The 25260-nt window shown below is 40.4% G+C and carries 22 protein-coding genes; 11 read left to right on the top strand and 11 right to left on the bottom strand.

The window, feature by feature from the left end; genetic code table 11:
* Positions 1–249 precede the first annotated feature (249 nt).
* Entirely contained in the window at positions 250–2502 is a 2253-nt protein-coding gene (locus CH352_RS15665) for a sensor histidine kinase (RefSeq protein WP_243396311.1), read from the top strand.
* On the opposite strand, the gene CH352_RS15660 is transcribed toward CH352_RS15665, so the two are convergent.
* The 4 genes from CH352_RS15660 to CH352_RS15645 all read right to left on the bottom strand — a co-directional run bounded on the left by CH352_RS15660 (position 2499) and on the right by CH352_RS15645 (position 6209).
* Positions 2499–3152: a response regulator gene (locus CH352_RS15660; RefSeq protein ID WP_100706616.1), complete on the bottom strand. Its 654-nt coding sequence runs from the start codon at positions 3150–3152 to the stop codon at positions 2499–2501. The two genes, CH352_RS15665 and CH352_RS15660, sit on opposite strands and share 4 nt — an antisense overlap.
* A 91-nt stretch (positions 3153–3243) precedes the next feature.
* Positions 3244–4230, bottom strand: coding sequence for a hypothetical protein (locus CH352_RS15655; protein ID WP_100706617.1), 987 nt, complete (start codon positions 4228–4230; stop codon positions 3244–3246).
* Positions 4231–4376: 146 nt separating this feature from the next.
* The gene (locus CH352_RS15650; protein ID WP_100706618.1) at positions 4377–5573 is read right to left on the bottom strand and encodes an acyltransferase family protein; all 1197 of its coding nucleotides are present in this window, start codon (positions 5571–5573) and stop codon (positions 4377–4379) included.
* A gap of 3 nt (positions 5574–5576) precedes the next feature.
* Entirely contained in the window at positions 5577–6209 is a 633-nt protein-coding gene (locus CH352_RS15645; protein WP_100706619.1) for a Crp/Fnr family transcriptional regulator, read from the bottom strand.
* A gap of 32 nt (positions 6210–6241) precedes the next feature.
* On the opposite strand from CH352_RS15645, the gene CH352_RS15640 reads away from it, so the two are divergent.
* The 6 genes from CH352_RS15640 to CH352_RS15615 all read left to right on the top strand — a co-directional run bounded on the left by CH352_RS15640 (position 6242) and on the right by CH352_RS15615 (position 13032).
* Positions 6242–7462, top strand: a complete 1221-nt coding sequence (locus CH352_RS15640) for an SMP-30/gluconolactonase/LRE family protein (RefSeq protein WP_100706620.1) — start codon at positions 6242–6244, stop codon at positions 7460–7462.
* Positions 7463–7483: 21 nt separating this feature from the next.
* Positions 7484–8659 carry an acyl-CoA dehydrogenase family protein gene (locus tag CH352_RS15635; RefSeq protein ID WP_100706621.1) on the top strand — a complete coding sequence of 392 codons (1176 nt, stop codon included), beginning with the start codon at positions 7484–7486 and terminating at the stop codon, positions 8657–8659.
* A 2-nt stretch (positions 8660–8661) separates the two neighbouring features.
* Positions 8662–9705 carry a phosphotransferase family protein gene (locus CH352_RS15630; protein ID WP_100706622.1) on the top strand — a complete coding sequence of 348 codons (1044 nt, stop codon included), beginning with the start codon at positions 8662–8664 and terminating at the stop codon, positions 9703–9705.
* A 10-nt stretch (positions 9706–9715) separates the two neighbouring features.
* Positions 9716–10111, top strand: coding sequence for a DUF6285 domain-containing protein (locus tag CH352_RS15625; protein WP_100706623.1), 396 nt, complete (start codon positions 9716–9718; stop codon positions 10109–10111).
* A gap of 2 nt (positions 10112–10113) precedes the next feature.
* Positions 10114–10842 carry a histidine phosphatase family protein gene (locus CH352_RS15620; protein WP_100706624.1) on the top strand — a complete coding sequence of 243 codons (729 nt, stop codon included), beginning with the start codon at positions 10114–10116 and terminating at the stop codon, positions 10840–10842.
* Positions 10843–10914: 72 nt separating this feature from the next.
* Positions 10915–13032, top strand: coding sequence for an ATP-binding protein (locus CH352_RS15615; protein ID WP_100706625.1), 2118 nt, complete (start codon positions 10915–10917; stop codon positions 13030–13032).
* Positions 13033–13099: 67 nt separating this feature from the next.
* Here the strand turns inward: CH352_RS15615 and CH352_RS15610 are convergent, their stop codons facing one another.
* From CH352_RS15610 to CH352_RS15600, 3 genes are all read right to left on the bottom strand, one after another.
* Positions 13100–13717 carry a glutathione S-transferase family protein gene (locus CH352_RS15610; protein ID WP_100706957.1) on the bottom strand — a complete coding sequence of 206 codons (618 nt, stop codon included), beginning with the start codon at positions 13715–13717 and terminating at the stop codon, positions 13100–13102.
* 118 nt (positions 13718–13835) lie between these two features.
* A complete protein-coding gene (locus CH352_RS15605; RefSeq protein WP_100706626.1) occupies positions 13836–14267 on the bottom strand; it encodes an MAPEG family protein in 432 nt (143 codons plus the stop codon).
* A gap of 76 nt (positions 14268–14343) precedes the next feature.
* The gene (locus CH352_RS15600) at positions 14344–14922 is read right to left on the bottom strand and encodes a PaaI family thioesterase (RefSeq protein WP_100706627.1); all 579 of its coding nucleotides are present in this window, start codon (positions 14920–14922) and stop codon (positions 14344–14346) included.
* Positions 14923–15118: 196 nt separating this feature from the next.
* Between CH352_RS15600 and CH352_RS15595 the strand changes: the two genes are divergently transcribed.
* Both CH352_RS15595 and CH352_RS15590 read left to right on the top strand, forming a co-directional pair.
* Positions 15119–16153, top strand: a complete 1035-nt coding sequence (locus CH352_RS15595) for a zinc-binding dehydrogenase (RefSeq protein WP_100706628.1) — start codon at positions 15119–15121, stop codon at positions 16151–16153.
* 66 nt (positions 16154–16219) lie between these two features.
* On the top strand, positions 16220–16957 hold the full coding sequence (locus CH352_RS15590; RefSeq protein ID WP_100706629.1) for a hypothetical protein: 738 nt from the start codon (positions 16220–16222) through the stop codon (positions 16955–16957).
* Here CH352_RS15590 and CH352_RS15585 read toward each other — a convergent pair.
* A complete protein-coding gene (locus CH352_RS15585) occupies positions 16954–18666 on the bottom strand; it encodes a methyl-accepting chemotaxis protein (RefSeq protein WP_100706630.1) in 1713 nt (570 codons plus the stop codon). The two genes, CH352_RS15590 and CH352_RS15585, sit on opposite strands and share 4 nt — an antisense overlap.
* A gap of 319 nt (positions 18667–18985) precedes the next feature.
* On the opposite strand from CH352_RS15585, the gene CH352_RS15580 reads away from it, so the two are divergent.
* On the top strand, positions 18986–20488 hold the full coding sequence (locus CH352_RS15580; RefSeq protein ID WP_100706631.1) for a hypothetical protein: 1503 nt from the start codon (positions 18986–18988) through the stop codon (positions 20486–20488).
* Positions 20489–20576: 88 nt separating this feature from the next.
* Here CH352_RS15580 and tmpT read toward each other — a convergent pair whose 3' ends face one another.
* Positions 20577–21206, bottom strand: a complete 630-nt coding sequence (gene tmpT / locus CH352_RS15575; protein ID WP_100706958.1) for a thiopurine S-methyltransferase — start codon at positions 21204–21206, stop codon at positions 20577–20579.
* 327 nt (positions 21207–21533) lie between these two features.
* Between tmpT and CH352_RS15570 the strand changes: the two genes are divergently transcribed.
* Entirely contained in the window at positions 21534–22091 is a 558-nt protein-coding gene (locus CH352_RS15570; RefSeq protein WP_100706632.1) for an O-acetyl-ADP-ribose deacetylase, read from the top strand.
* Positions 22092–22095: 4 nt separating this feature from the next.
* Here CH352_RS15570 and CH352_RS15565 read toward each other — a convergent pair whose 3' ends face one another.
* Complete coding sequence (locus CH352_RS15565; RefSeq protein WP_100706633.1) at positions 22096–23613, bottom strand: pectin acetylesterase-family hydrolase; 1518 nt, start codon at positions 23611–23613, stop codon at positions 22096–22098.
* A 64-nt stretch (positions 23614–23677) separates the two neighbouring features.
* Positions 23678–25117, bottom strand: coding sequence for a pectin acetylesterase-family hydrolase (locus CH352_RS15560; protein ID WP_100706634.1), 1440 nt, complete (start codon positions 25115–25117; stop codon positions 23678–23680).
* Between the last annotated feature and the right edge of the window lie 143 nt (positions 25118–25260).

The raw sequence follows: 25260 nt of genomic DNA, 5'->3' as shown, positions 1-25260 counted from the left end.
GTAGCTCAGTTGGTTAGAGCACGCGCTTGATAAGCGCGGGGTCATAAGTTCAAGTCTTATCAGGCCCGGTAAAAGACATGATTTTTATTCGAGATTCTCTGGCAAGGGATTTTTAGAATAACAGACAGGTTTTGCATTTACGGATTTCAAGATTCCACTTAGATTTGCCGCGTGAGATTCGGAAAAACAACCTTCTTTGCCCTCCTAATCTCTTCCTTTCTTTCTAGCTGTGGTCTCATCGGATCGGGCTTGGAACATTCTTCTGCGAAGAATGGAATTCTAGATTTAAGTAAACATTCTTTCGAAGACGGTAAGATCGTCCCTTTGGATGGAGAATGGGAATTTTATTGGGAAGAATTTATTTCATCAGGTGACTTCTCGGATCCAAAATTCAAATCCAAAAGAAAGTTTGTAACAGTTCCTTCCGTTTGGTCGGAAGGATTTTCAAAAGATCAAAATTCCTCTGGCCATGGCTACGCTACCTACCGACTTAAAATTAAGTTGGGAGAAAGAAAACAAAACCTAGCTCTCAAAATTCCTGACCTTGGAACTTCTTATATACTTTATGCAAATGGAAAGAAGATAGCAAGCGTGGGAGAGATCGGAAAATCGAAAGAAGACGCAAGAGCAAAGTATGAATTAAAAATTTCTTTAGTTTCCGATTCGGAAAATTTGGAGTTGGTATTTCATGTTTCCAATTTTCAAAACAGATGGGGAGGAGTTTGGAATTCCATTCAGTTGGGAGAATTGGAAAATGTTCTGAAGAATGTACAAAGGCGAAGAGACTTGGAATGGGCCTTGGTATTAATTGCGGCCACAATGTCTTTTTATAATGTATTCTTTTATTTTTTCAGAAGGAACGAATCCGCTCATATATTATTTGCATTTCATTGTTTTCTGATCATGATCCGTTCTTTGACAAACGGTGATTCCAGGTTAGCTTACGAATTTTTGCAGGGAATTTCTTGGGAATTGCCCAATCGTTTAGAATATATCAGTGTGTATGCTTCCGGGCCGACTTTGTACGCGTTCTTGTATAGATACTGTAAGACCGATTTTTGGAGAAGGTTTGGTCACTATATCTGTATTCCTTATTATATTGCAGTCTTTATCGTATTATTTTTTCCGAATGCATATTATACTCTCACACTTCTTCCCATCGCATTATATATGCCTTTGGTCACTATGCCAATTTGGTTGGTCCTACTCGCAATCGGTTTGAAAAGAAGGATAGAAGGAGGGCCCATTCTATTTGCTGGTTATGTGGTGATCAGTTTAGCTACCTTGAACGATATTATGCTCTTTTTGGGATTTTGGAAGGGTACCTATCTGATCCAATACGGAGAAGTTGCACTTATACTTGGATATTCCATTCTGATCTCTAAAATTTTCTCAGAAGCATTCCAACGTTCAGATACGTTGGGAACCAAAATGAAATCTCTTGTGTTCTCCACTAGAGAGATCATGCAATCTTCTTCTTATGATAAGGCTGCGGATACTGCCTTAAAGATCCTGCATGAAAGCGGAAAGGAACAAACCGTTTACGTATATTTAGAAGAACCGAATTCATCGGTTTGGAAAAGATACTCCATCTCTTCTTTAGGAGATTTGGAAACCGTCGAAGTTTATAAGTATGATGTGCAGGACCTTTTAGGTTTGGACCCTTCTTCTCTTGCTGAGCCTATGATCCAAAATAACAGGCTGATTGTATCCGTTCAAGATGAGCAACTCTATAAATTGATCTTTGATCTTCCTTTCGAAAGGTATTCGGATGATTCTCAAGTCGATTGGGTGAGGGGAATTGCTGATGCACTTGCGTTTTCAGTGCGTAATATTGCGAGGCAGGATAGAGAAAAGCTTGCGATGATCGGAGAACTTTCTGCTGAGATCGTTCATGATTTGGGGCATCCGATCGCGATGATCCGTCAAAATCTGAAAAATATCGGGTCCCGAAAAGGGAAATCTAAAGCCGGTCTTCTATTTCAGGCGGAGAAGGAGGTGGATGCACTTACGAATCTTACCTTAGATATATTAGATTTTTCTAAAAATCGGATTATCTTGGATCTGCAGAATGTGGATATTAAAACCTACTTTAAGGAAATTTTCGAGGACCTGGGAACTTTTTTTCAATCTACTAAGATGAAACTGATCTTTAAGATTAATGCAAAAGGAAGCATTCGTCTAGATCCTTTACGTATTAGGAGATTGATATTTAATCTGGCTAAAAATGCTGCGGAAGCTACTGATGAAAAAGGGATCTTTTCGATTCGGGTTGAAAAAGAGGAGGATGTTACTTATCTGATCTTCGAAGATAATGGAGAAGGTTTCAGCAAGGATATGGAAAAATATATTTTCGATTCAGGATTCGGGAGTAAAAAACCGTATGGAACAGGACTCGGGCTTTCTATTATCCGTAAAATCGTATCCGCTCATGGAGGAGAGATACTAGTTTCTTCCGAAGAAGGGAAGGGGACCAGGTTTACTATATTACTTCGTTCTTAATTTGGATCTAAGGATTTGAGTTGGACTAAAATTCTAGTCAATTCTACCATATTATCCACTTCTAATTTTTTGAATATGGATGCTCTATGAGCTTCGACAGTTCTAACGCTGAGTTTTAATTCTTCTGCGATTTCCCTGTTTAATTTTCCCTTGGACAAAAAGTTCAAGACTTGGCTTTCTCTTTTGGTAAGTTTTTTAACGATCTCGGCTACTTCTCTGATATGTTTTTCGTCGTAGCTGAAGTTTGCGATCTCTCCAGGAAATACTTTGCCCCTATTTAATACTTTTTTAATGGAAGCCATAATAGATTCCATAGAATCGCTTTTTAGGATATAACCATCTGCGCCTGCAGAGATTGCTTCTTGCAGATAGGACCAATCCCTATGCATCGTCAAAAATACGATCTTCATCTCTGGGAATTTTTTACGGATAGAATCCAGCTCTCTGATCCCATTTTCATCTTGTAGGGAAACATCGCAGATCAGAAGGTCCGGCCTGGCAAAGCTCATCATTTTGGTACCTTCTCTTATGGAAGAGGCAGAACCGCAATATTCATAATCCCCGGAGGCCTTGATCTCGGATTCCAATCCGGAACGAACAATGGGATGATCGTCTATTAAGAATATTTTAGGACGGGTTCGGACGGACATTTTCTCGGATTTTAGAGAATGTAGAGCCAATGGCAATCCTTAAAATTTTCTGAACCCGCGGAAATATTATAAAATCCTGAAGGACTTCTTCTTAATTGAACTCGTAGATAGCTTCGGATTCATTATAAGATCCGTAACCGGGCTGGGTGCATGTGGTTTCTGCATACCAAGGGTCGAAGCCGCCAAACCCAGTTCCGCTAGTATAATAACTTCTGGTCGTAATTCCGTTGTCTGTAGGGTAAGTGCATCTTCCGCTACGAGTATATGTGCCTCCGTTTAAACCGTTACAATCGTTTGAAGCCCCTACATATGTAGTTCCGCCTGCCAAGGTATCGTAACATCTGGCGTAGTCCATTTGGTTGGAGACTGAAGTCGCCTGGATCTGGCCGTTTGCAATATTTGTTCTGTAACTCGCAGGAAATGCACCGCTTGAATATTTAACTTCTATAATATAAGTTCCGCTTGTTAGATTCGCCTTTTTGAATTGGGCCCCTGCTTTTCCGTTTTCTACAATTGTAGTTTTGGAGCCGGTCGGACTGCTGTAATAGTATAAATTCAGGTTGGCTCCGAAATATCCGAAGATATTGAATAGAACGTCTCCTGTACTTCCTAACGTAATACTGAGATAGCTGTTTTGATCTGCAGCGCTGACAAGTCTGCTGTAACTGTTAGGCGCTCCTAAGGTAATATCTATAATCGGTCTGTATCTTACCGTTTTTGAAAGGAATGGATTACCATTTTTGGTGATTACCATAGGAAGAGTGGTGTTCTCAGCGATCCCTGAAATGGCAGGCATGATAAATTCTAAACTTCCATCTCCGGGGAGATTGATCCCAGTGGCTGCCTCTCCTCCGATTGTGATTGTATAATCGCCCGCCACTCCCGTAAAATTATTTGTAGTAAGAGTATTGTCCGAGCCAGGAAAGCCCTTTTCGAATACGATATCTGCAACAGGAAGATTATTGAGTAAGATCATATACATTAAAGGATCCGTACTGCTATTATCCTTTTTACAACCTACCAGACCGATCGTGTAGAATAAAAGAATATAGATCCAAGCTTTTCGATTAGGGGTCATGATTGATTTCCTTGCCTTTTTTTGGGAAAATTATGACCCCTAAGTAAATAAATTTCTATTCGTAGGATTACTAGGTTGGGTTTATCTTTTACGTAGAAACCGAAGGAGTTCGGTGGAACCGGTTTTCTATAATAAGAATATGCGAATTATTTATTTCTCTTAAAACTGATCCCTTTATTTCCAAGGACAGTCAGCCAGAAGTTGGAATCTCGGATGATCAAATGATACACTAAGAAGGTGAGAGCATATACCAAAATGATATGAAGTGAAAATTTGATCCAGATAGAAAGGCTTGTGCTTACGACCAAAAATCCTATCCCGAGAGAAATTGGATGGTGGATGAGATATACAGGCAAACTGGATTCTCTTAAATAAGAACTGAGTTTCCCCGATTTGTTAAAGAAGAGTTGGAAGAGTCGGATGAAAAATGCGATCCAGATCCATCCGCCCAAACATTTTAGAAAAATATGAAGTATTCTCATTCCAAACCCGGTATATCCGAAATAAGACCAGTATGGATCGATTGTGCTCACCCAATAAAATAGTCCGAAAAATATAAGAGATAAAGACCCGAGTAGAATGATCTCGAAAAGATCCGTTTTTCCTTTTATGATCGTATTTTCTTTTCCGATCAAAAAACTTCCGAATAAGAAAAAGCTGAAATCGTAGATGAACTGCACCGGTTCTATATTAAAATATTTTTCGTCCTTTAGAAAAAAGTAATTAATTCCACAGGTCCAAATCGTACACCAAATCCCTGCGATTAATAACGTTTCCCATTTTACGCTGGATCTTTTTCGGGATCCTTCTTCTCCATATCTGGAAGAAGGAAGTATGAGTGCTCCGATCCTAGAGGTTGCCGGGCGGACACCCAAATACAAAAATGTATATAATGCTAAATATAGTATGAACCAAAGGTGAGAAGGAGCCGGATTCTTGAGTAAGAATTCTTCCCATAAAAACTTGAAATAGTTTTCTTGATAACCTTCTTGCAATGCGTTTACATAGTATTGCATCGGTGCGAATAATATGATCCCTGGGATCAGAGGAAGAATGATCCTTAATGCTCTTAGTCTTAAGAATTCTTTTAACGTTTTAGAAAGATAAATTTTTTCAGTAAAGTATCCGGAAAGAACGAAGAACATGGGCATTCTAAAAAGATGCACCCACTCTCCGAACACATCAAATGCTATTGATCTATCATTATTTCGTAATGGATATATGATGATTGCGGCATACACGATCGCCACATGGAACGCTAATCCTAATAATAAGGCAAACGATCTGAGGTTGTCTAAATAGTCCAGCCTGCTTTGTTTGGCCGGTGAGCTTTGTTCAGCCAAGAATTACTGGTCCAATGTGTATTTAAAAAACGTATCCCGTATCAATATATGGCTGGGATCGTTTTTAGGTTGTTCGACCATCTTGTCTTTCACTAAAAGATTGATCGCGGATACCAAGTCCGTATGTTCCAATCCAACTCTTAAGATTGCCCATTTCATAAACGCAGCCAAATGTACCTTGTATTGCCCATCTTCTTGTTCCCCTCTCGTTTGTGCGAAAGTGACAAGTGCGGAAGTAACAATATTCTTTCTGTCTCCTTTTAAAAGACTAGCTATGGTTTGGTTGGTCTCTCTTAATCTGGAAGAAAGCATTTTTACCATCTTTAAAGAGAAAGAAGGGTTGGTTTGGATTAGGTTATAGAATACGCTCTCGGTGATCGCAAATAATAATACGTCGGTTTTTGCGATGGCTCTTGCGCTTCTTGGTTTGCGATCTACCAGCGCCATCTCACCGAACATATCCCCTTCTTTCAGTTCTATTAGAAGTTTGAATGCTTCTTTTACTTTTTTATGGATTCCCACTTTTCCTGAAAGGATCAGATACATTTGATCGGCAGGTTCGTTCTCATCGAAAATAACAGCGGATTCCTTAAAGCGGAGGCCGTGTTTGTTTACCATATCTTCTGAGATCTTCATGCCAAAACGGACTGGAAAAGTTTTTCGTCCTCATGTACGATATCGGCGATTGGTTGGGAGCCGCAATCAATTATTCTGGTAAGAAGGTGGGAACCTCAGAATTTTACGTTGACTGCCCGACCTTCGTAAGTAGCGTCTCATTCGTTTTCCCTAAGGAGGGAATCGTGAACACGAAAAAAATCCTCCTGCTCTCTGCAGCGTTCATTACTATTTTCATAATAGGTTTTGCACTCAAACCTTCTCCTATTCAACCGATCGCCTACCAACCTCCTGTCGATACAGGTTTGATCGGTGCCTTCCAAGAAAACAAAGCTTTGGAATCCGCAGAGCTAATCGCGCTCGGAAAGATACATGGTCCGGAAGATATCGAACCCGATGACGAAGGTAATATCTACTCCGCGAGTGAAGATGGTAAAGTGTATCTTATCTCCAAAGACGGAGAGATGAAAGCACACGCATTCACGGGAGGGCGACCTCTTGGGATGAAATTATTAGGAGATGGTTCCATTGTAGTTGCGGATGCGATCAAAGGACTATTAAAGATCGGCAAAGATGGAAAGGTAGAAGTTTTGAGCACTGAATCGGAAGGTGTTCCTTTCAAATTTACGGATGATTTGGATGTCGCTAAAGACGGGACTGTCTATTTTTCAGATGCGAGCGATAAATACGGCTCAGCAGAATATTTGTATGATCTAATGGAGTCAGTTCCTCATGGTCGCTTATTAAAATACGATCCTCATACAAAAAAGACCACTACTCTTATGAAGGACCTTTTTTTCCCGAACGGTGTGGCGCTTTCCAAAAACGAAGATTTTCTAGTATTAAACGAAACTTATAAATATAGGATCCATAGGTATTGGATCAAAGGACCTAAAGCAGGAACAAGCGAGATCTGGGCAGAGAATCTTCCCGGTTTTCCCGACAATATTTCCTCGGATAGAAAAGGTCACTTCTATCTAGCGTTATTTACCGTTCGTAATAATATGGTGGATAAGATCTTACATCCGCGTCCTTGGACAAAATCTCTGGTTGCTAAATTACCTAAATTTCTTTGGCCTAAGCCTCAGCCGTACGGTTTCGCGGTGATTTTGGACGAAGACGGAATTGTAGAAGCAAGTTTCCAAGAGCCTAAGGGAAAACATTTAAAAGAGATTACCTCCGTAAAAAGAAAAGGGGAGTATATCTATCTTGGAAGTCTTCATAACGATAGAATTGGAAAATTTAAACTCCCTCCCGAATTAATAAAAGAATAAATAAGGAAAATTGAATATATCATGGATTTATCCATACCAAAAGAACTAGACGAGGTCAGGGCAAAAGCAAAGGCATTCGTGGACGAAGTCGCCATCCCTGCAGAAGATCATTACGATTACGACCATGGCAGGATGCCTGAACCGATCGTTCAAAAGTTAAGAGAAGAAGCCAAAAAAAGAGGCTTATGGACAGCGCATCTTCCCAAGTCGGAAGGTGGTTTAGGTCTGGACATGGTTGGAACTGCGCTTGTATTCAGCGAGTTAGGGCGTTCTCCGATAGCTCCTTATCTCTGTAATTGTGATGCGCCGGACGAAGGAAATATGCACCTTCTTCACTTAGCTGCAAACGCAGAACAAAAGAAGAAGTATTATCATCCTCTTGTGGAGGGAAAGATCCGCTCCGGGTTTGCAATGACTGAACCTCCTCCCGGTGCGGGGTCGGATCCTAGTACTCTTTCGACTAACGCGGAGAAGGATGGGGACCATTATATTTTGAACGGTCATAAATGGTACTGCACCGGAGCGAATGGAGCTTCATTCTTGATTGTAATGTCCAAGGTAAACGATAGTTTCAGACGGACTTCTATGTTCTTAGTTCCGACGGATGCTCCCGGATATACGATGGTGCAGGAGATCGGAGTTTTAGGTTCACATGGTCCCGGTGGACATTGTGAATTAAAATTCGAAAACGTAAAAGTGCATGAGTCCCAAGTATTGGGAAAAATTGGAGAAGGATTTAGACTTTCCCAAGAAAGACTAGGACCTGCAAGGCTCACACATTGTATGAGATGGATCGGGCTTGCAAGAAGATCCATGGAAATCGCAAGAGAATACGCAATCAAAAGAGAATTGTTCGGCGGAAAATTATCCGATCATCAAGGTATCCAATGGATGTTTGCTGAATCCGCTTTGGAGATACAATCAGGATTTTTGCTTACGTTAAAAGCAGCCGACATTCTTCGCAAAAATGGAGACGCAAGGCAGGCTGTCTCTTTAGCGAAGTGGCAGGTGAGCGAAACATTGAACAAATGTATAGACAGGGCCATTCAGATCTGCGGGTCTCACGGTTTTAGCCGTTATCTTAAATTAGAATTATTTTATAGAGATGCTAGGGCCGCGAGGATCGCAGACGGTCCTACCGAGACCCATAAGATGGTGATCGGTAGGAATTTAATGTCCGGAAAGGAGAACTTCTGATCGTGAAAGATTCCGAATTGAAGGAAAGACTGGAATCATATTTAGGAAAAAGACTCCAAGGAACAGTAGAAATAGCTAATATGGTTTCTCTTTCGGGAGGAGCTTGCCAGGAAAATTTTTCAGCAGATATAAAGGTGAACGGCGGTCCGGAATCCGGCCAATACCAAACAGTCTATCGAACGGACAAAGGAGCAGCTTTACTCGCTTCTTTGTCTCGAATAAACGAGTTCAAAGTATGTAGAATGGCTTTTGAAGCAGGAGTCAAAACACCTGAACCGTTTTGGTTAGAATCCGATAACTCTGTTACAGGTAACCCGTTTTACTTTATGAAAAGGATCCAAGGTAAGGCCACAGGAAGATTTGTGGTAAAAGATCCAAGCTTAAATAAAGTTCGTAAACAGATCACACAAGAACTTGCGGAAAACCTTGCTCGTATCCATTCGGTAACTCCTGATAAATGTAAGGACGAAAAACTTAAAGAAGTTTTGAATCTTGGACAACATGTGAACGGCAAAACAGTGGCCCAAGGTTCCGTCCAGGCTTTACGTTTTCAGTTGGAGTCCATGGATGGAGCTTACCCTGCTATGGAAATCATTTTGAATTGGTTAGAAAAGAATGCTCCCGAAAGTGATGCCGAAGTTCTAATACACGGCGATTTTAGGACAGGGAACTTCATGGTGAATTCGGAAGGTCTGCAAGGAATTGTGGATTGGGAATTTGCACATTGGGGAGATCGCCACGAAGATCTAACTTGGTTGTGCATGAGAGATTGGAGATTCGGAAAACTGAATAAAGAAGCAGGCGGTTTCGCTGATCGTTCCGAGTTCTATGAGATCTATGAAAAGGCTTCCGGCGTAAAATTGGATCCTATCAAGATCAGATATTGGGAAGTAATGGGAAATCTTCGCTGGGCAATCGGTTGTATCGGCCAAGCAGAAAGACATCTTTCCGGAAAGGATAAAGGAATAGAGCTCGCGTCGATAGGAAGAAGGGCCTGCGAAATGGAATACGAGGCCATGAGACTCATTGAAGAGTCGATAAAATAAGGAAATCATCATGCAGGATAAACCAAGCGCAACGGAATTATTGGAAGCGATCCAGGATTTTCTAATGAAGGAGGTCCTACCCGAGTTCAGGGACAAGGACCTTCTCGCATATAAAACATTAGTAAGTTGGAATATGCTCGGAGTGATCTCCAGAGAGATACGCTCAGGTGAAGAATCCTTAGATAAGGAGCTTTCCAGACTTTCTTCTTTGTTAAGAAAAAAATCTGAGTTTCCTAAAACTTGGAATGAAAAGAAGAATCTAACTTCTACTTGGAATGAAGAATTGAGAGATATTATCCGAAAGGAAAAAAAATCTTTGGAAGATACGGAATACTGGAAACATATAAAAGAATCCGTAATCGAAAAAGTAGAGATCGTAAATCCTAGATTCACTACGGAATCCTAAATATGTCCGCAATATATCTGATTCGCCACGGACAGGCGAACTCCACGGGAGAAGATTACGATCTATTGACTGACAAGGGAAAAGAACAAGCTTTTGCCCTCGGAAAATACATGGCTTCTAACGGAGATTTTCCGGATAAGATCATCTCCGGAACAATGAGAAGGCATAAAGAAACTGCAGAATTTTTTATGAAGGGAGTCAGTTCCGTACGCTCTGATCTCGAAACGGGATCCGATTTTCATTCTTTTGATCCGAACTGGAATGAATTTCCTTCCGAGTTGTGGAAAAAATATGCAGAACATCTTTCTGCGGTAAGACCTGAGTTCCAAAGATCTTTATTACAATTTTCTAAAGTTCGATTAAAAGGTGGAGTTCGATCTGCTGCTTTATTTTTCAAACTAACTGAAGAGATCTTATCTGTTTGGAGAAAAGGGGACTTCACCCCGGAGGGGATTGAAACATTTGTGGACTTTCAATCCAGGGTGGACCTGGCCTGTGATACTTATTTCCAACCTTCAGATGCGGAAAGACTTTTTATTTTTACATCTGGTACTCCTATCTCTTTAACTTTGAAGAAGATGCTTAGGCAGGACGAAGATGTTTTTGCTTGGATGCCTTGGATCTGGAACAGTTCAGTGAGTATGTTTCGCTGGGTAAGAGGAAGGTATATACCCGTGAGTTTAAACTTCCTTCCTCATATTCCGGATAAGAGTGCCAGGACGTTGTATTAGGCAAAGCTTTTGGAAATAAAAAAGTGTGGACTTCGATCTTTGAAGGTGTAGGATCTTGCCCCGCTGATCCGCATGAATTCCTTGGTTTCCACACTAGAAATTCGTTCCTCAAAGGATAGAAATTTAGGGCTTCTCTCTATATATTTAGGGTCGGCATTTGTTCTTGTACTGTTTCTTCTTATATATTTCACGGATGAAACGGAATTATTACGTATCTACGATAATATACATTGGACTTCGTCTATCGCAATCGCTACGATCACTGCTTGGTTCGGTTACAAATCAGCAGAGGGGGAAACTAAACGATTCAGGTTCTGGTTTTTCTTAGGGCTTCTTTCTTATTTTTTAGGACAGGTGGTTTGGGATATCCAAGCAATTTCCAAGTTCTATAGTTTTCCGGCACCTAGCGACTTATTCTATCCATGGTTAGGGCCATTCTTTGCCATAGGGTTTGCTCGGTTCTTAAAAGATAGAGTTCCGGCTAACAGAATGAAGGTGGCAATAATGGACGCCTTAGGACTTGCGATCGCGGTTCTTGCAGTTACCTTAGTATTATATCTTTCTAAAAAAGAAGATAGGCCTTGGTTCCAATTATTGACCTTGTCGGTGTATCCAGTTTTCACTCTTTCCGCTGCATGTATCGGCGTTTTGATGAAACCTTCCTTACGTTTAAAGGCGGATCTTTCTTTTTTATGTTTGGTAATCGGACTCGCAGGAATGGGGATCAGTTGGTTACAATGGAATTCCATATTTTTGATCAGCGTTCCGGAAGATGGAACCTTAACGAATGCGGGATTTTCCGCCAGTATTCTACTTTTAGGATATGGGACCTTGACCTGGGTTCCAAGTTCTTCCGGAGAAATAGAAAAAGAATCCGGAACAGAGAGCTGGTTATTAAGAATTCTTCCTTTATTAGAAGTGATCGTTTGTTCTGCTGCTATCGTTCTTTCTTTAACTCTACCAGGTTTGCCTGAGATCATTCGGTTAGTGATCTGGTTTTCTGCAGGAGTAATGGTAGTGATCGCAAGCCTTAGGCAAAGTTTACTAGTAGCGGACTTGGCAACTGCGGAGTTTGTGATCCGAAATGCAAATAAAGAATTAGAAGTCACAGTTGCGGAGAGAACGGAAGAATTAAGATCAACGAATACGTATTTGGTGACTGCTAACGATAAACTTAGATCAGCCATGGACGAACTCAAAAAAACCCAAGAGAATTTGGTCCGATCCGAAAAGATGGCGGTTTTGGGAAGATTGATGGCAGGAATAGCACATGAATTAAATACTCCGTTAGGTGCGATTCGTTCTTCGACCGAAGGGATACGTTCAATTCTAAGTGAGCCTTGGGAAAAACTTTTAAAAGATTATTCTAGTTTCAACAAAGAAGAGAGAGAATTATGGGGGATTCTATTCAAGAAGGGAGGCTCAGTTAATTCCGACTTCGATTCGAAGGAAGAAAGATCCAAAAGGAAAAAATCAGAAGTTATTTTGAAAGAATCAGGATTGGAAAATTCCCTAGTAATGGCGGACGCTTTGACTGATCTAGGAATTTCTCCCGACCAGGTTGCCGAACTGGCGGATAAGATCCCAAAAGGGGAAAGAGGATGGATGATCGTAAGTAATGCATCTGCTCTTTCCAGTATTTCCAGATCCAGCCAACTAATCCTAGACGCTTCTATCAAAGCCTCTAGAGTGATCCAAGCATTAAAAAGTTATGCGTCCGGAGAAGGAGATTGGAAACCTCACTCAGAATCTGTTTCTCCTAAAGAACAGATAGAGAACATTATTACATTATATTATTCTAAAATTAAAAATAAGGTGATTGTAGATATAAATATCCCTGAGTCTGCAAGAGTACTCGGAGATCCTGAAAGATTGTATTCGATCTGGACAAATTTGATCACAAACGCATTACATGCTATGAATTATTCCGGCAGAATATTCGTAGACGCGGAACAAAAAGGAAACTTCTGGGAAATTTCTGTCCAAGATACCGGTAGTGGAGTGCCTTCCGAGATTAAAGATAGGATTTTTGATCCATTCTTCACTACAAAGTCTCCTGGAGAAGGAACCGGACTTGGCCTAGACATTTGCAAAAATGTGGCAGAGGAACATGGGGGGTCCATCCGATTCGTCAGTTCGGAAGAAGGTACAACATTCTACGTTATCCTACCCTTAGCGGAAAAGTTTTGATCCTTATTTGTACTAACACGCATGAATATTAAAAAGCCGCTCTTTTGCAAGAAGCGGCTTTATCGTTTTAAGATTTTTTAGGGACTTCGCTTCCTTTGATGAATGCGGGCCTTGCTCCTAATTTCTCTTCCCATGCTTTCAGCTTGGGGTAATCATCCAAGGAAAGATCGATATATGATCTCGCTTTCACCCAAGGCCAGGTGGCGATATCTGCGATACTCAATTCGCTTCCCGCAAGATATTCCGATTCTCTCAAACGTCTTTCTAAAACGGAATATAGACGTTTTGTTTCATCCACATAACGGTTAATTGCATACGGAATTTTTTCAGGAGCATATTTAGTGAAATGATTTGCTTGTCCTTGCATAGGACCTACTCCTCCCATCTGGAACATAAGCCATTGGATCGCAATGGATCTTTCTTTCGGATCTTTAGGTAGAAATTTCCCGTATTTTTCTGCGAGGTAGATCAGAATTGCTCCGGATTCAAAAACTGGAAAGTCACCGTTGTCTTTGTCTATGATGGCAGGGATCCTGCCGTTCGGGTTGATTTTTAAATACCATTCTTCCTTTTGTTCTAACTTGCTAAAGTCGATTGGATGTACTGTATAAGGGATCCCTAATTCTTCCAGCATGATGGAAGCTTTTTTTCCGTTAGGCGTCCCTGCGGTATATAATTCGATCAAATGATTCTCCTGTGTTTCGGCCGGCAAGATCCGAATATGATTTGTACTATATTTTTTAGACTTTCGGCGGAACTCTTTTTAGTACAAATCCTTTTTATTTTTACCAAGATCCGAGCGATCAGGCGAAAAATACCGAATGTATAATATGTCCTGACAGGAGGAGCATACTCAAAATTCCTAGATCGTATGAGATGTTTCTCCAAGGTTGTTTATGAAGAAAATAGAAAGTTGCATGTAATATTCTAGATATTATGAAAATTCCGGAATAAATGATGGTTCCCTCGTGCCAACTATAAGTATGAATGTATCCGATCAGTAAGAATAAGAAAATTGGAATATTCTCCAAATCGTTCCGGAATACTCCGTTTGCAGTAGCGACTATCGTATGGTCATCTGTGGCCGGAAATGAATTGGTAAAAAATTCCGCGTCTTCTTTCCAGCGGAATGTTTTAGTTTTGATCCGGACCAAACCTTGAATAATGGAAGTGGAAAGTAATTTAAAAAAAAGAAGCACTGAAACGATCGCAAAGACTTGCCAAGAAGATTCCATTCTACACTCCTAAGTGCAAAGATTGACGGAGCATAGGATCGGACTTGAATCGGATTAATGCGAGCAAAAAATAAAGTTACTCGGATCTCAGTTTCTCTTTTTTGAGTCGTTTCCTGATTTCTTTTCCTCGTTTTTGGTTCTCTTCCAAAACTTTCACAATGATATCTACTGGAAATGAGGTGCCTTGGAACATTCTAGAAATAACACGATCAGGCATATCGTACCAGCGAGCCTTAGAGGAAAGAAGAAGTTCCCCTGTCTTTTTTAGATGTACAGTTCCTTTTGTGTAAAGCCTTCTGCGTCTGACCATGGTTACCCAACAGCGGACTTCTAACTCTTCTCCTAATGGACATGCTTTGTAATAACGCATATACAATTGGTCGGTCATTACAAAATGCCCTAAGTGAAAACATAGAACGCCTTGTGCTTCATCTAGTAGAGTTGCGAGTGCTCCTCCATGAGCATAACCTGGTGCTCCTTCAAAATCTCTTTCTATAGTCCAAGCAAAACGGACTTCTCCGCTTGGTTCGTGAAAAGGAAAGCTTGCGTGTAAGCCTCTTTTATTTTCCGGTCCACAACCGAAACAATTCTTATGATGCCAGTCTTGTCCGTTTTGGCTGGCCTTGATATGTCTATAAATGTCTTCCGTAGTCATCAGTTTGTTTTTATCTTTTTAACTACCATGGAAAAATCCTAAAGATCCTGAACAAGGACGAAATTCGAGATCGATCCGTAACGAACAGTGTATTTGTTTTGCTCCCGAACAGAACGGAAGAAGACCCAAATCCTTCTTCAAATCCCTTGACCGATTCTTGCCAGTTTATAATCTCTCTTACGTCGAGGAGTAAACGATGAAGGCTGCAGTATTAGAATCCGGAAAAAGAAATTTGATCATCAAAGAGGTTCCAATCCCGCAGCTCGGGCCGGAGCAAGCTAAGGTAAGGATCAAAGCCTGTGGAATCTGCGGTTCGGATCTACATTTAGTATTACATGGGACTTTAAAATGTAAACATTATCCTCAGATTCCCGGACATGAGGCTTCCGGTGTAGTAGAAGAAGTCGGTGAAAAAGTCACTCGTTTCAAAAAAGGAGATAGAGTGGTGATTGCGGCAGGAACAAGTTGCGGCGTATGTTCTCATTGTCTTGCTGGAAGAGAAAATCTTTGCAAAGAGATAGGAGTATTCGGCTTCGATAGAGAAGGTAGTTTCGCAGAATATAATATAGTAGAAGAGCGTTATCTTTATCCTTTACCTGACTCAGTTCCTTTTGAACAAGGTGCGATCTTAGCGGATGCAGTTTCCACGCCATACAATGCAATCAAGTTCAGAGGAAAGATACAAGATGGAGACAATGTAGCAGTTTTCGGATGTGGTGGACTTGGCATTCACGGTGTGGTGATCGCCAGAGCATTGACCAAAGGTAAAGTGATCGCTCTGGATGTGGACAGGGGAGCCTTGGAAAACGCTAAAGCTTATGGCGCGGACGAAGTTGTAAATCTAAGAGAAGTAAAAAATCCCGGTAAGACCTTAAAGGAAATTTGCAAAGGGGGAATAGATCTTCTCGCAGACTTTTCGGGAAGAATGACAAATATAGAAGAGTCACTTCGTGCAATGAACCCTGGGGGAAGAATGGTGCTTGTAGGGATTGGAAGAGAACCGTTAAAGTTTTCCATCCCATTCTCAATTATTGAAAAACAGATTACTGTTGCGGGTTCTTACGGTTCTGATAGACGCGCTATCCCTGAATTGATAGATCTTTATGTACAAGGAAAATTGAATCTTAGTAGATCGATTACAGATGTAAGAAAATTAGAGGACATTAACCAAAGCTTACAAGATCTGGAGGACAGAAAAGGAAACCCGATCCGTTTTGTGATCGCTCCTTAATTGTTTTAAGAACGAACTTTGCTTGCTATCGTATCCGCCTCCTAAATCCTAACGGATAGATAGCTGATGTTTAAAGAATACTTACAGTACGTACTTTCCAGAGGACAGATCCGATTCATCGTACTCGTCCGATCCGTTTTATTTTTATTAGTATTTAGTGCAATCCCTGCGATGCAGGCGGGAGGAGCAGTTGCATTGGGCGGAGTCCTGATCATTTTAGGATTACTTGGGACTTATGTGATGAATGGATTCGTGATCCGATCCGGAATGGATCCTGAAAAACCTATAGAATTTTCCAAATATTTTATATTCTTGCTTACCTTAGCTTTGTTTATGATCTTTTTCTTTTTGATCGTTGCTCGATTGATAGAACCTTTTTTAGGAACACAATTACAAGAATTCTTAAAAAAACAAAGCACTGAACCGAGTACTCCTTTGCCGGCGGAATTCGTTCGATTCTATCTGATATTCGCATTTGTATTAGGACTTATTTTACACCTGATCCTGCCCGTGCTTTTTGCCAAACTGAGTTTGATCCAAGGGTTAAAAGAATTACCAAGCTGCATCAAACGTTCCGACTATATAGTCGCGGCTTGGACTCCTTTTGTGATTATGTTTGTTCCGGATCTATTGGTTTCTCTCATTTCTAATTCGGAAGAAATGATGGTTTCTATATTCGGGCAGATTTTACTGATAGTGATCTTCTTCTTTATGCTTACCTCGGATATTTTTTTGCAATACCCGACTTATTATTTAGTTCGCACGGAAAAGAAGACCACAGAAGGTTCAGAAAATAATTCCTAAGCTTTTAAGAAGCTCATAGTATCTCTTAAACTTTTTGCGATATTCAAAAGACCTGTTGCACTTCCTGCGATCTCTTCCGAGTTCGCAGCGCTGTTCTGAACGGTCACAGAAATATTAGAAACCGCATTTGCAGTCTCAGAGATAGCCACCTTTTGTTCTTTAACCGAGGTTCGGATCTCTTCCGATTTAGAATCCACGTCGTTAACTGCGGTGATGATTGTTGCCTTCTTCTCTTGTTGGACTTTCATTGTGGAGACAATGTTATCAGAAGAAAGTTTAATAAAGGAAAGGCCTTCCAAAATTTCCGCATAAACTTTTACACAACTATCCACAAAGTTTTTACCCGATTCGATTTCTTGATTACTCGTGCGAATTAAGCTTTCGATTGTTTTAGTACTTTGATCCGTTTGTTCTGCGAGTCTGGTAATTTCTGTCGCTACCACTGCAAATCCTTTTCCGTGTTCTCCTGCTCTTGCTGCTTCTATCGCTGCGTTTAATGCAAGAAGGTTTACTTTTTCGGAAATTTCCTGGATGATAGCCGTGATGGATCTCATTTCGCCCGAGCTGGATTCAATTTTTATCATACTCTCGGAGAGGCTTCCCATCGTTTTTTTACCTGCTTCCGTTTTGGAATACATATCCGAAATTTTTCCCAAAGAATCGGAAACAGAATCTCCTACTTTAGTGATCAAACTATCTAACTCTTTCATTTCTCCTGAAAAAGAGAGAATAAGCTTATACTGACCTTCTGCATTCGTAGTGACCTGTTCCATACCTGCGCTGATCTCCTCGATAGACGCTGAAATTTGTTCCACTGAAGCGGATTCACTCTGTGCGTTCTCCGAAAGATATTCACTGGATTTAGAAAGTTGTTCCGCAGAGGCTAAGATGGATTCGGAAAAAGATAGGATAGAAGAAAGCATCTCCTTCACTTTGGCCTGAAAATTTCGGAACACTAAGGATAGAAGGTAAAGTTCGTCTAGATTTAGATCGTCTTCTTCCACTTCTATCGGATTGCTAAAATCTGCATCTCGGATCGAAGTTCTGACTCGGTTCAGACCTTGTACAAGTCGGATCGAAAATTTAATAGAGGCATACAGAATATAGACAAGAGTAATTGCAGAGAGTGAAAGAAAGACAGTGAGACTAAATGCGTATTCTGTTTCCGCTCTTTGGTAGATCCTTTCGGAAATAAGTAGCTGGACTGAGATTAGCTTTTCAATATTTCCCGCAACAGGATCTATCATAGAATACATCCTATCGTCTGCAAAATTTCCCAATCCTTCCTTGTCTTTCGCGAGCATGAGTGCCCTTGCTTCTTCCACACTCTTGTCTGCATTCTCAAAGAGAGGCTTTAATTTTTCGATCAGGACGGTTTCTTCTTCTACCAAATGGGTTTGGAGATATGAATTCCATTCCGACTTGATCTCTTTCATCGCCTTATCCAGATTTTCGATCCCTTCTTCATACGTAAAAGCTCCGCTTCTTACCTTATGGACACAATCTACGATGGAAATTGCGTAATGATCAGAGATTGTTTTTAATTGTTTTAATGGGATTAATCTATCATTACGAATGGTTTCTATATCGTTGATCCTAGATGCTGAATTGATGAGAGAAAGAGCCAGTATGATTAAAAAAGGAATTAATACGGAAGAGAATAAGATTGCTAGTTTTAATTTTAAGCTTAGTCGCAAATACCATTTCATGAAAACACTCCGGGCGGGGAGTGTATCATAGAACGCAATTTAAATCGAGCAAATTAGAACGCTTTCAACAATTAAATGAGAAGAACGATTTTCATCCGGAAGAATTTATTTCCTATGGGACCTATCTTTTACAAAACCAATCTTAGTATACGAAATGGAATTTACTTGAATGGAACAAATGTTAGTAATTTGATTTAGCCTAGCATGAATGATTGTAGCGATTGCTATAGACTTGACAGGTTCGGATTAGCGACTAATGTCGGAGATCGAGCCCCCTGGCTTTATATAATACGAATGTTATAAAAAGGGAGAGGCGGTAATGAGCCTTCTGAAACAAAAAATAGAAAGAGAAAAAAAATCCGGGAAACTGCTACTACTCCGTTTATTGATCCTCGCGTTTGCGATCAGCGGATCTGCGCTGTCCTTATCTGCAGCATTTTCATTAAAACAAATCCCGGATTCAATCGGTCCGGATGGAAGAAATATCTCCAGACAGTTTTTCCAATTTTTGAAAACTGCAATTATCAAAAACAAGTATGATGGAAGGGCGGAAGGTTTTCATAAATACCTGGATCGTTCCTTGGAGAGATTTGAATTAAAAAATCTGTTTAATTCTGAATACATGACTAAGGATGATAATGGACAGCATTATGTTACCTATCGAGGTAGATTTGCGAACGATGGATACAAGGTAAGTCTTGAAACCATACGTATGAAGGATGTTCCGATCCCTAGTTTCGGTGATTTTACTGCTGAGTTTGCATTAAAACATAATCCGAATCCAACATATGGTGGGAATTCCTACTCGGGAAATTTGGATGTTCTTACCCATCTCGGACCATTCACTCATAAACATGGATTGAGTGCGATGGATTCAGGATTACACTTTTTAGATGCGAATAATCTAAAATCTATCAACGCCCCTGAAACCACTTCTTTCAAAAAAATTAAGGACGCGGAAGCAAGAAAGGCGATTAACGATTTCACTGAATCGTTCCCTGCTCTAGCAAAATTTATGGGTTACTATTTCGGTTTGGATTCTTTGTTGAAGGTCCAACAAGACGGAAAACTTCCTGGAGTAACAGCTTTCACATTCGAAGGAAATATTGAACAAACTCTTATGAGGGATTATCCGGATCTAGGCGATTATCTGGATGATATCAAGTATTTAGGTTTTATTAAGTTAAGAATTACGAATGTTTCCGGAAGGTCTTTGGCGGAATTCGCGATTGAATCCAAGACAAGAGAGATCCGTTTTAAGTTTTTCACTCTGAACGGCAAAGTTATTCCATACGATACAAAGGGAAATTTTTATCCTCAGGAAGCTTTTACGCTTAGTTCTCTTTCTGAATTTCCTTTCATAGTGAAAGCGAGTTTAGAAGCGAATCTTTACGGTTTGATGCTGGAAAACAACGATGTTCAATTGCTTGGTAGATTCTCCAACACGGCAACCTCCGGCATTCTGAACTTGAAAATAACTAAGATCGAAGAATTTGATGTAAGCGGTGCTTTCGGATACTTTGCTCCTTCTTGGGCAATCAACATATTCATTCCGGGAAATCTCCAGTCCATCATCCATGAGTTCACCGAAACTTTAGTAAAGGCGAATAATGGAAAAGGGACTAGCATTGTACTAAGATGGGATAGAGATTCTTCTAAAACCGCTATGAGGACCCATATTGAAACGGAGTTTTTGGATAATTTTTTCATCCGATTCGGTTTGAAGATCTGGAATCATAAGGTTCTTCCGGACGAAGATGCTAAGGATGATATAAGAGCTGTGCTCTCTAAGACAATCGATCTATTGCTGAAAGGAATTTAATATTCTTATAATAGCATAATCTATTGGATTACAGATCTAATAAGGATAAATGCTCACATGTAAATATGTGAGCATTTATTTTCTCCCTTTAAGATAATTTCCAAACGTTTTCTTTTGCAGAATGGCCCTTTAGTCCGCTTTCCATTTCCTGGCTTAAAAGATTTTTTATAGTAAAAGTATTTTTATAATGAAGATTTACTTCTTCCGTTGAAATAGAGAAAGGAGGACCTGCAAGTTTAGTTTGGTCATATTCGAAGGTAATTAGAAGTTGGGGCGCTTTATTCGTAATTTGGGTTAAATGTGCGGAATAACGGAGTCTAATTTCGTAAGGAAGGGCTACTAATGCAGCTCTATCATAGACAGCATCCACAGGTCCTAAAACTTCTTTAGATAAATCGAATATATCTCCTACAAAGATATCAATACCTTTCGCACTAAATAGAATAAGTTTTCCTAATTTAGAAATTTTAGGTTCTATTCCTAATTCTTGAAATAGCTGTTGGATTGCCATCTCTGCGAGTTCCGCGCCTGCGACCCGATAGCCATTCGAAAGAAACCAGGCTATATCCAAAGTCTTTCCGCATAATGGAAGAAAGATACGGCTATCTTTAGGTATGGAAAGTTCTTTGAAATATTTAAGTAGAAGCGGGTTCGCCTCACTTTCGTGGAAGGCGATATTGTTTTCTTTCCACCTGCTTAGCCAAAAGTCTCTATCCATTTTTGATCCCTCTAATTCGAACTCTGTAATTTTGTAGGAGTTCCAATCCATAATATTTGTTTAAGAACGTTTTGCAACACTTTCGGTGTTTTGGCAAAGGTTCAGATATTTGCTCGAATGGCCGTAAGCTTGGATATGCGCACATTTGCGAAGATTCGGAGATGTGGTTATAAAATACCCATTATTTTATTCTAAATTTCTCAAGAACGACCACAATCATCCCTTAATTTTCGTTAAACAGGCGCTATGGTTCTTCTCGTTATTAAACGAATTATAAAAATAAAATGGAAATTTTCCTTGCAAGAGATTCGTTTTTAGTCTCTTTAAATGGCAATGGAAATTTTTGTTTGGAAAGGCGATATCACGTCCATTCAAACGGATGCGGTGGTAAATGCTGCCAATTCTTCCTTATCTGGAGGAGGCGGAGTGGATGGTGCCATTCATAGGGTGGGCGGACCAAAGATCATGGAAGAATCTAGGATATTAAAGATCAAAAAATACCCAAACGGTCTTCCTACTGGAGAATGTGTACTCACTTCTGGAGGGCAACTTCTTGCTAAGTATGTGATCCACGCGGTGGGTCCGGTTTGGAAAGGAGGAGATTATCAGGAGGCTTCTTTATTAGAAACCTGTTATAAGAATATTCTACGATTGTCTTCGGACCGTGCTTTTGAGTCGATTGCTGTCCCGAGTATCAGTACTGGAATTTATGCCTATCCAAAAGAATTGGCGGCTCCTATCGCAGTACGGACTATCTTAGGGCATGGGGACCAATTCCCTAGAAAGTTGATCTTTGTTTGTTTCGATCAGGAAACAAAGGGTATATATGAGGAAATCCTAAATCAATTCGGAGTAAGCTACAAAGAGGGAATTTCTTCGCTTTAATATTTTAAAGACCTATACCTGCTGCTTCTCCGCAAGTAGTATACATATCTTGTTTCGGGTCCAAAGCATAAGACTCGTCGGATGTTGCCTTTCCTAAATTTCCGTTGATCGCGCTGTCGAACAAATTCGTATTCACGCAAGATCCGGAGGAATCATTACATTGAACGCTTGCAGGAGGGCTTGCTCCATTTGCCAAAGTATTCAACCAGGTAGCAAAATTAACTCCTCCACTGTTTAAAGAATACATTTCATTATAAGTGGTGATTGTATGAATATCTCCCGGGCCTATGTAATATCTATAGTTGGTTTTGGTTGCCGCGTCTTTCATTTTTGAAACTGCCTGTTTGGACCAATCACAAGTTGTATAATCGTTAGAGCTGGAAGAATTTCCATCAGGCACTGAACTTCCGTCGCTATCCCCGTAGATGACAGAATACGATTTTCCTGCTTGGTACGGATCGGAAGTAGCTGCAGTCGAATACGTTAAAGTGGAATTGTTGATCTTATTGATCTGCCCCATCGTATGATAAAAGAATCTTTGGTTTCCATCGAACAATGCACTGTATTGCCCGAGAACATCTCCCGGATATTCAGTAGCCACCTTTTTGAAAAAGTCATTAATAGAAGGCGAAGGTCCGGTTGTATAATTTGCCCCGACCCCATTCACCCAAATAGGAAGATTAGAAGAAGAAAAACCGGTTCCGCTTCCGATCCCATTTGTTTCTACACCCCAAGAACTTTCGAGTAATGGAAAAAATGCAGGGCCAATCGTGTATGCTCCAGTGGGCACTACTGCATTGGAAGCGTCAGATAACATTCTTACCTGAGCACCTGAATCAATTGTAGTTACTGTTTCTCGAATAATCGGATAATTTAATATAGCCCCGTAACCTCCCGCGCTTTGGCCGGTCACAAAGACCCGGTCCAATTGAGGATAGGAATTTTGGACAAATTTCAGAACAGAGATCACATTATCATAACCATGGTGTTTAATGACCCCGCTCGTATACGTTTTGTCCTTACTTCCTATATGCAGATCTCCACTACAATAGGGGACAAATATAATATCATAATCTTTGAATGGGTTTGCAGTTACGGATTGGTCTATAACTCCTTTGAATAAAAGGTCTAATGCAAAATCCGGGACTGTATTTAGCTGATTAAAATAAGTGACGGTGTTATTTCCAAAACAGTTTGCATTATCCCAACAAGCTCCTCCTCCCATAAAATTGATCAGAAGTTTTTTATTGTTCGCAACTACAGTCTTTCTGAAAAAATAGAAGTTCACATTCCCTTCTGTGCCACTGCATTTCGGATCGAATATCGCAGTGTATGTATAAGGTGTTGCCCCATGATCCACCTGGGTGGTGAAAGTTCCTGGCTCAGGAGTAATCCTTACAAATGGGCTTGTGACCAGATCTATAATGAATGCATTGGTGAGAAGTTCTTGGGTATTGTCTTTATCTTTTGTGCAGTATATTTGAGAGAATAATAGAAAGATTACAAGAAGTCGGATTTTCATAAAAGCCTGGTATCGCCTTTTGACCGGCGATATCTGCTATAGTCTATTCCCAGTTTATAGAATGTCAAGGACCGAAACAGGTCTCATACAGATCTTTATTGTTATCAAATGAGTCCTGGGAGGTTGCTCTTCCTAGGGTATCGTTCAGAGAATTTGACCCGTAATTTTTATCCGTGCAAGGATGAGAGCCGGAACCTAAAGAACAATCTACATCCGTAGGAGTTCCTACATTGGATACGATTGATTTGAGCCAGGTATTAAAGTTCACTCCGTTACTTACAAGTCCGTACATTGTATCACTCGTAGTGATAGTATGTATATCTCCCGGAGCTCTATAGTAATAATATTTGTCACTCGGTGCACCTGTACCAGTCATTGCAGTATTTGCATTGATCGCCCAGTTACAATTAGACGGAGTATTGCTGGTGTTACCAAGGTCCGGTACGTCTCGAGCGTCCCCCGGTCCGAAATAAGAACTGGAATCCGAATAAGAAGGAGAACCTGAGTCTATAATCCCCATCACATTGAAAAACCATCTCTGGGTAGAATCGAATGCTGCAGTGTATTGTCCCACAACATCGTTTGGATATGCAGTTATGATCTTGCTAAGATAATCTTCGATAGAAGGAGTTCCAGTTGTCAAATAGTTGGAACCTACTACCCAGTCCGGAATATTCGGCCCACTTCCCCATTGCGTATTTACTATAGTGGAGAAAAATCCGTTGATCACTGCTCCATTCGAAGCATCCGCAACTAAACTCATCTTATTGAAACTTGGGAATTTCGTATTATCGGAGAATACTGCACGAATATGAGGATAATTTAATATTGCTCCATAACCTCCGGCACTTTGGCCGGCGACCACTACGTCGGTCACTTGAGTATAATTGGATTGGATATATTTTAAGACAGAAAGAACATTATCATGTCCCCTATGACTATAAACGGAAGGATCTGAGGAAACATATGGGTCGTCGTAAGTAGCCACATCATTGGAGCCAATATGAAGATCTCCAGTGCAATACGGAATAAAGAGAACATCATAATCTTTTAATGGATTAGAAGAATTTCCCGCATCCAAAATCCCTTGGAAAGCAACTTTGACGAAAAGATCAGGCACATCATTTAGGAAATTGAAGAATGTTGTGGTATTCACTCCGAAACAATTATTATTACTCCAACAAGCTCCACCCCCCATAAAGTTGATGAGCAGTTTTTTATTATTTGCAGAAACAGATTTTCGGAAGAAATAAAACTTAGTATTCCCTGAATTTCCGAAACATGCAGGGGAGTATTGTTTGCCTGGCGTTTGGTAACTGGTATTTGTGTTCGGGATTATGATTGTATCGTTAGTTGGCGGGGTGATCCTTTCGTAAGGATTGTAGAGAACTTCTGCTAAAACTGCTCCTGTGAGAGCCTTCGTATTGTCTGGTTCGTCCTTTTTGCATCCGATAAAATATAGCATCGGAATTAAAAAGAGAAGAGATAGGTTTTTAGCCTGCATTCGTTTGATCCCCGTTCTAGAAAACAGTCGAAATGTTTATAGTCCGCGCTAGAGCTCAGGCCATCAGTCAATGCCAAGTCGCGGGCTTCAAGAGCCTGGACCATTTGGGACAGGCTCTTATATATTTCATATTTAGACTGACG

This window comes from Leptospira hartskeerlii (assembly GCF_002811475.1).
Classification (GTDB): domain Bacteria; phylum Spirochaetota; class Leptospiria; order Leptospirales; family Leptospiraceae; genus Leptospira_B; species Leptospira_B hartskeerlii.
The sequence above is the reverse complement of the archived record's forward strand: the minus strand, read 5'-3'. Positions and strand labels throughout refer to the sequence as shown.